Here is a 6,114-nt window from a genome sequence, read left to right on the forward strand (position 1 = left end):
GGATACCCATGCGAACCAGGACAGGAGTCCTCGCCGGCGCGTTCCTGCTTGCCGCCGCGGCGGCGCAGCCGGTGTCGGCCCAGGCAGTGGACGTCGATTCGCGCTGGCAGGCGTTCCTCGGATGCTGGGCGCCGTTCGTCCAGGACGGCAGCCAGCCGGTGGCGGATCACGTGGTGTGCTTCCGGCCTGCGAGCGGCGGCGTCGATGTGCTCACCGTGGCGGGCCAGCAGATCAGCGGCGAGCAGCGCATCATGCCGGACGCGGGTGCGCGTGCCGTCAAGGATGAACGATGCGAGGGCACCGAGACGGCGAGCTGGTCGCAGGATGGCGGGCGCATCTATCTGCGCTCCACGCTGACATGCGGCGAAAACGTGCTCGGGCGTGAGTCGGCCGGTGTGTTCGCCCTGAGCGGTCCGAACACGCTGGTCGAGGTCGAGGCGGTCGGTGTCGACGAGGAGTACGGCGTGCGCGTGCAGCAGTACCGCTCGCTCGCGGCGTCCGAGTACCCCGAATCCCTGCGCGACCTGGCGTCACTCGGCAATGCCAGCGCCCGTCTCTACGCGGCCGCACCTCTCACGCTGCAGGACATCGTCGAGGCGAACGCCACGCTGCCCAGGCAGGCGCTGCAGGCGATGCTGATGAGCACTCCGACCACGGACATCGAGCTCGATGCGGACGCGCTCATCGCGCTCAGCGATGCGGGTGTCGATGCCGAAGTGATCGACGTGATCGTCGCACTCGCGTATCCGGAGCGGTTTGCGGTTGCTGCCGCCCCTGCGGATCGCGATGATCGCGACTATGCCGTGCGGGAGCGGATGTACTACCCGCACTACGACGCGTTCCGCTACGACCCGTACGGCCGATACGGGTACGGTTACGGCTACAACCCGTACTGGAGCTCGCCGTACGGCTACGGCTGGTACACGGGGGGCACGCGTGTCATCATCGTGGACCGCAACGACGACGACAACGCACCGTCGCGTGGCCGGCTGGTCAAGGGCCGCGGTTACACGGGCCCACCCTCGAGATCGACCGGCACGGACTCGCCGACGCGTACCGGTCGCCCGGCAGTCGAACGCGACAGCCAGCCGTCCTCGAGCACCGGTGTCTCGTCGACCCGGTCGAGCACGCCGAGCAGCAGCTCGACGGAGCGCCGCGCGAAGCCGCGTCCGCCGGGCAACTGATCCGTCGGCAGTGACGAACGGAAGAGCGCCGCCGGATCCCTGGATCCGGCGGCGCTCTCCTTTGCTGCCTGCGCTATCGTTGATTCCGGCGCTTCGCGCTATGCGTCCAGCCGGTGCCTGATCGCGGCGCGCTCCTGGTCGGTCAGACGAGGCGCGTTCGCAAGCAGCGACGCGCGCTCCACCAGCTCTTCGACCGCATCGCGATTGCCCGCGCGGGCAGCCGCGTGCGCCGCGTCGATGAATGCCGATGCCGCATCCACGAGTGCACCGCGTGCGAGCGCGTGTTCCGCTGCGCTCTCGAGCGCCTCGTGTGCGGCGTCGTTTTCGCCGAGCACAGCGGCGAGCCGCCCCGCCATCATGTAGCATGTGTACGCGTCTTCGTCCGTCGCGTCCCGGATCTCCGCGGACTCGATGAGCAGCCGCTGCGCCTTCTTCCACTGTTTCGGCGTGCCGAAGAGCGATTCTGCCTCCTGCTTCAGTTTATCCGCGCGCGTGACCGATGCCTCCGGGCCGCGCGGTGCCGACATCGCGTAGTCGACCTGAGCCCCGACAGCCGTCGCACTCGTGACCAGCATTGCGCCCGCCGCCAGCAGTGTCGTCCGCATCTTCATGATGTACCCCCATGATCTGTGTTCATGACCTTCAGAGCATCAGACGCGGAGACGGATGCGAAGGATTCACGCGTGTGGCGGGGAGTCCGGGGATGTTGACGAAGCACATCATCGGCGGGATGACGTGTCTCACCGACGCGGATTCAATCGTGACGGTTCGGAATCGAGTCGAGACGGCGCTTCTCCGCAGAACGCGGCGTGTCGTCGGGGGGAGCCACGCCGAACTCCTGGAACATCCCGAGCGTTTTCTCCAGCTCCGGCATGGCTCCAAGGTGACGGAAGGTTTCCAGGGCGCGTGTCAGCTCGGCGACCGCCGCGTCCGCCTGACCGATCTCCAGCAGTCGGCCGGCGAGCTGGCGCCGCAGGCGCGCGGCGTCGGGGACGATGGGAATTGCTTCCAGGCCGCGGACGGCCGCGCTCATCAGCATCGTCCCGTCCGTCTTGTTGCCGCGCAGCCACACGACGAGTGCGCGAAGCGCGTCGGCCCACGCCAGGCCCAGCCGGTGCCCGAGCCGCTCGGAATCAGAACGGAGTCGCCGGTCCACGCGTTCCGCGCGGTCGAGGTCGCGCAGGTACAGCGCCGACTCGGCGATGATGGGCAGCAGGCGGTGAATCGCCCAGAACGGGTAACCGCTGCGATCGGCGACGGCGAGACCGGCCTCGGCGACGTCGATCGCTTCGCGGTACTCCTCCCGTGCGAAGTGCATTGCGGCCCGGCCGATGTGCGCCGGCACGACCGCGTGCACGTCCACTGAGCGGTCGCCGCCCGGCTCCGCCGCACCTGATATCCGCCAGGCTTCCTCGATGTGCGCCTCCGCCGCACTCACCTCGCCGCGGCCGAGAAGGATGAGCGACGTCCAGACCAGCAGGCGCGGCAGCAGCTTCGGCTGACCCAGCGAGCGCGCGAGTGCGATGGCACTGTTGCCGATGGCAAGGCCTCGCTCCCATTCGCCCGCCGCCCACGCGTACTCGATGGACAGTTCGTCCACCCAGAGTCGCAGCAGTGGTGAGCTCAGGGTCTGCGCGCGCCGCTCGCATTCCCGGATGTGCTCCGCCATGCGCTCGGTGTTGCCGGTCAGCCCCTCGAGAACTGCGAGCGTCCAGTGACTGAAGAACGCGACCGTCGGCTCGTGCGTCCGTTCCGCCAGCTCGATGGCGATTGCGCCGTGCCTGCGTGCTGTCTCGGCCGGGCCTATCCAGGTGTGCAGCATGAGCAGCGCCCGGTGCGTACGCGCGGCCAGCGACTCGTCGCCGAGCTCCTCGGCAATCGCATGCGCCCGCGCAACGCACTGCTGCGCCTCCGGTGCGCGACCCAGCTCCTGGTAGCACGCAACGAGTGCAAGCTCGGTGCGCGCGACATCGCGTCCGGCGCCGGCACGCTGCGCCGCTTCCACGCTTCCATGCAGGTGCTGCAGTGCGTCGGCGTGCCGACCGGCCCACAGGCAGTTCAGGCCGATGCGTCGCTGCAGGCTTGCCACTGCAGCAGTATCGGCGCGCATCTCCGCGTCCCGCAGCAGCGCGCGCAACAGCCAGGAGGCGGCATCGTATTCACCCAGCCGCTGACGCGCGCGCGCCAGCCGGTCCATCGCGACGCGAAGCCCTGCATCCGGAACACCGGGCAGCTCGACTTCGGTCGCGCCAGCAGCGCCCGTCGCGGTTGGCATCGCCCGCTCGCTGACGCCCGCAATCTCGAGGGCGTGTGTCAGGTAGTCGGCCGCCTCCTGGTTCGCAAAGCGACGCAGTGCCGCCGTCCCCGCATCGATCAGGTAGCCCATGGCGCGTGCTGCATACTCACCAGGATCCGCGCGCGCGAAATGATACGCGAGGTCGTCGACGCGCTCACGCGCCGCGCGCATGGGTACACGCTCCAGCACTTCGCCCACGGTTCCGTGCAACCGCACGCGCCGCGCGGCGCCAAGCTCCTGGTAGAGGACCTCCCGGGCGATCGGGTGGCGGAACTCGAACCACACGCTGCCGTCTTCGTCCACGTACTCGGCCAGGATGGCCGCACCACACAGGCTCTCGATCGCGGCCAGCAGATCGTTCTCACGGATGTCCGCCGCCGCTCGCAGCAAGCGATAGGGCGCTCGTGTACCGACGACGGCCGCAATGCCGGCCACCACGCGCGCCGCGGGACCGAGCTGCTGAATCCGCTGCATGACTGCCTGCCGCACCGTCCGCGGAAGGTCCAGCGACACGTCGCTCCAGCCGTGCCACTCGCCGTCCGTTTTCCGCAGATGACCGCCCGCCACCAGCGACTGCAACACCTCCTGCACGAAGTAGACGTTGCCACCCGTCCAGCGGTGCAGCAGCTCGCCAAAGCGCGCGACGTCAGCACCGCCGGTACCGAAGGACCCGGTGATCAGCTCCGCCACGGCGGCGGCATCGAGTGGCTTCACCCGGTGCAGCTGCGCGACGCCGAGCCCGAGCAGCGACTGCTCGAGCCCGTGCATGGCACCGGTCGAGCCCAGTGTATCGATGTACGTACAGACGATCAGAATTCCATCGTCTGACGTCTGTCGTGCGAGGAAGTGCAGCAGCTCGAGCGACGATGCATCGGCCCACTGCAGGTCGTCCAGGATGAGCACGAGCGGGACATGGCGAACCAGCGCACGCAGCCGCTCTGTGAACGTCCACAGCAGGCGACCCTTGAACTCCGCCGGGTCATCCGCCGGAATCGACCCACCCTGCCCGCGGCGGAATACGGGGAACAGCGGCGCGAGCGCGTCCGCCTCCCTGTCTCCCGGCGGCCCGCGGCTGTGCCGGCGCGCGAGGGGCAGCAGCGCGTCCGTGATGAGCGCATACGGAACGCCCGACTCGACCGGGTAGGCACGGCCGCTCGCCACCTGCACGCCGCGCCGCTCGGCCTCCGTGGCCAGCAGCTCTGCAAGGCGTGTCTTGCCGACACCCGGCTCACCAGGCAGCAGCAGGGTGCCACCGTGGCCCTCCTGCAGTCGATCCATGACGCTGCGCAGCAGTGTCACTTCTGCCGAGCGCCCGACGAGCTCGAGCGGCGGGACAACCGCCACGCGCTCGGCCGCGTCACCCGCACTCGCCACCTCCGATGCTGCGGCTGCGGGCCGCAGGATGTAGGTCGAGAATCGCGCAGGGACGTCGCGCAGGGCGCGTCGGGCGTCACGCTTCGCGCGGAACTCCCGCAACGGCCGGAGCTGACGCCAGGCATCGCCGCTTACCAGCACCGCTCCCGGCGGCGCCTGCTCCTGCAGGCGCGCCGCGATGTTCACACCATCACCGTAGACGTCGCCGTCCGGAGCCTCGTTGATCTCGCCTATGTGCAGCCCCACGTGAAGCGGCACACCGCGCACGAACGGCCTGGCACGCTGCTCGAACTCCTCCGCAAGCGACAGCGCGGCGCGCGCTGCTGCACGCACGCTCGGGAACTCGGCAAGCACCGCGTCACCGGCGTACTTCACTACCCGCCCGTGCTGCCGACTGACCTGCGCCGCCGCCAGTCGCTGCAGCAGCGCCACCAGCTCCAGCGCGCCCGCCTCGTCACGCGCCGCCAGGCGGGTAAAACCGCAGATGTCGGCGAACCAGATGGCTGCCAGCCTCGGCCCGGTCGTACCTGAAGGAACGGGCATCATGCCACCGCGTGGAGTTCGTGCGGCGCTCAACAGCGCGGATGCTCGGGGGATGGCGGAACAGGAGGGGCCGCGCGCCGCAACGTTGCTCCAATCTAGGAACGGCCCGCCGCGAAACTCAATAAAAAAGGAGCCGGCGCCTTCAGGGCACCGGCTCCTTCCATATCTGACAATCGCGGTCGGGTGTCGTTCGTGTGGTGCGACTTCTGAGAACCGGTCGGCTCACGAGGAGCTTACTGGGTGTCTCCAGAAAGGAGGTGATCCAGCCGCAGGTTCCCCTACGGCTACCTTGTTACGACTTCGCCCCAGTCACCGAGCTTGCCTTAGGCCGCTCCCTCCTTGCGGTTGGGACACGGACTTCGGGCACTCCCGGCTTCCATGGCGTGACGGGCGGTGTGTACAAGGCCCGGGAACGTATTCACCGCGGCGTAGCTGATCCGCGATTACTAGCGATTCCGGCTTCATGCGGGCGAGTTGCAGCCCGCAATCCGAACTTGGGCCAGGTTTCTGGGATTCGCTCCACCTTGCGGTCTCGCAGCCCTCTGTCCTGACCATTGTAGCACGTGTGTAGCCCTGGGCGTAAGGGCCATGATGACTTGACGTCGTCCCCACCTTCCTCCGGCTTGACGCCGGCAGTCCCCCGAGAGTCCTCAGCTTTACCTGTTAGTAACACGGGGCAAGGGTTGCGCTCGTTGCGGGACTTAACCCAACATCTCA

The 6,114-nt window shown here is 68.5% G+C and carries 3 protein-coding genes and 1 rRNA gene; 1 reads left to right on the plus strand and 3 read right to left on the minus strand.

What is annotated here, in order from left to right:
• Positions 1 to 8 precede the first annotated feature (8 nt).
• Positions 9 to 1,184 carry a hypothetical protein gene (locus VFU06_06160; GenBank protein ID HEU5208979.1) on the plus strand — a complete coding sequence of 392 codons (1,176 nt, stop codon included), beginning with the start codon at positions 9 to 11 and terminating at the stop codon, positions 1,182 to 1,184.
• Between the two features lie 98 nt (positions 1,185 to 1,282).
• Here the strand turns inward: VFU06_06160 and VFU06_06165 are convergent, their stop codons facing one another.
• The 3 genes from VFU06_06165 to VFU06_06175 all read right to left on the minus strand — a co-directional run.
• Positions 1,283 to 1,795, minus strand: a complete 513-nt coding sequence (locus tag VFU06_06165) for a hypothetical protein (GenBank protein HEU5208980.1) — start codon at positions 1,793 to 1,795, stop codon at positions 1,283 to 1,285.
• Positions 1,796 to 1,938: 143 nt separating this feature from the next.
• Complete coding sequence (locus VFU06_06170) at positions 1,939 to 5,397, minus strand: AAA family ATPase (protein HEU5208981.1); 3,459 nt, start codon at positions 5,395 to 5,397, stop codon at positions 1,939 to 1,941.
• 250 nt (positions 5,398 to 5,647) lie between these two features.
• Positions 5,648 to 6,114 (minus strand): 16S ribosomal RNA (locus tag VFU06_06175); the annotation flags it as partial.

The sequence above is a fragment of the Longimicrobiales bacterium genome, assembly GCA_035764935.1.
In the GTDB taxonomy this organism is placed as follows: Bacteria; Gemmatimonadota; Gemmatimonadetes; order Longimicrobiales; family RSA9; genus DASTYK01.

Excerpts from the sequence above, each read along its gene's own strand:
- VFU06_06160 (HEU5208979.1), top strand. The coding sequence starts at position 9 with ATGCGAACCAGGACAGGAGTCCTCGCCGGCGCGTTCCTGCTTGCCGCC.
- VFU06_06165 (HEU5208980.1), bottom strand. The coding sequence starts at position 1,795 with ATGAAGATGCGGACGACACTGCTGGCGGCGGGCGCAATGCTGGTCACG.
- VFU06_06170 (HEU5208981.1), bottom strand. The coding sequence starts at position 5,397 with ATGCCCGTTCCTTCAGGTACGACCGGGCCGAGGCTGGCAGCCATCTGG.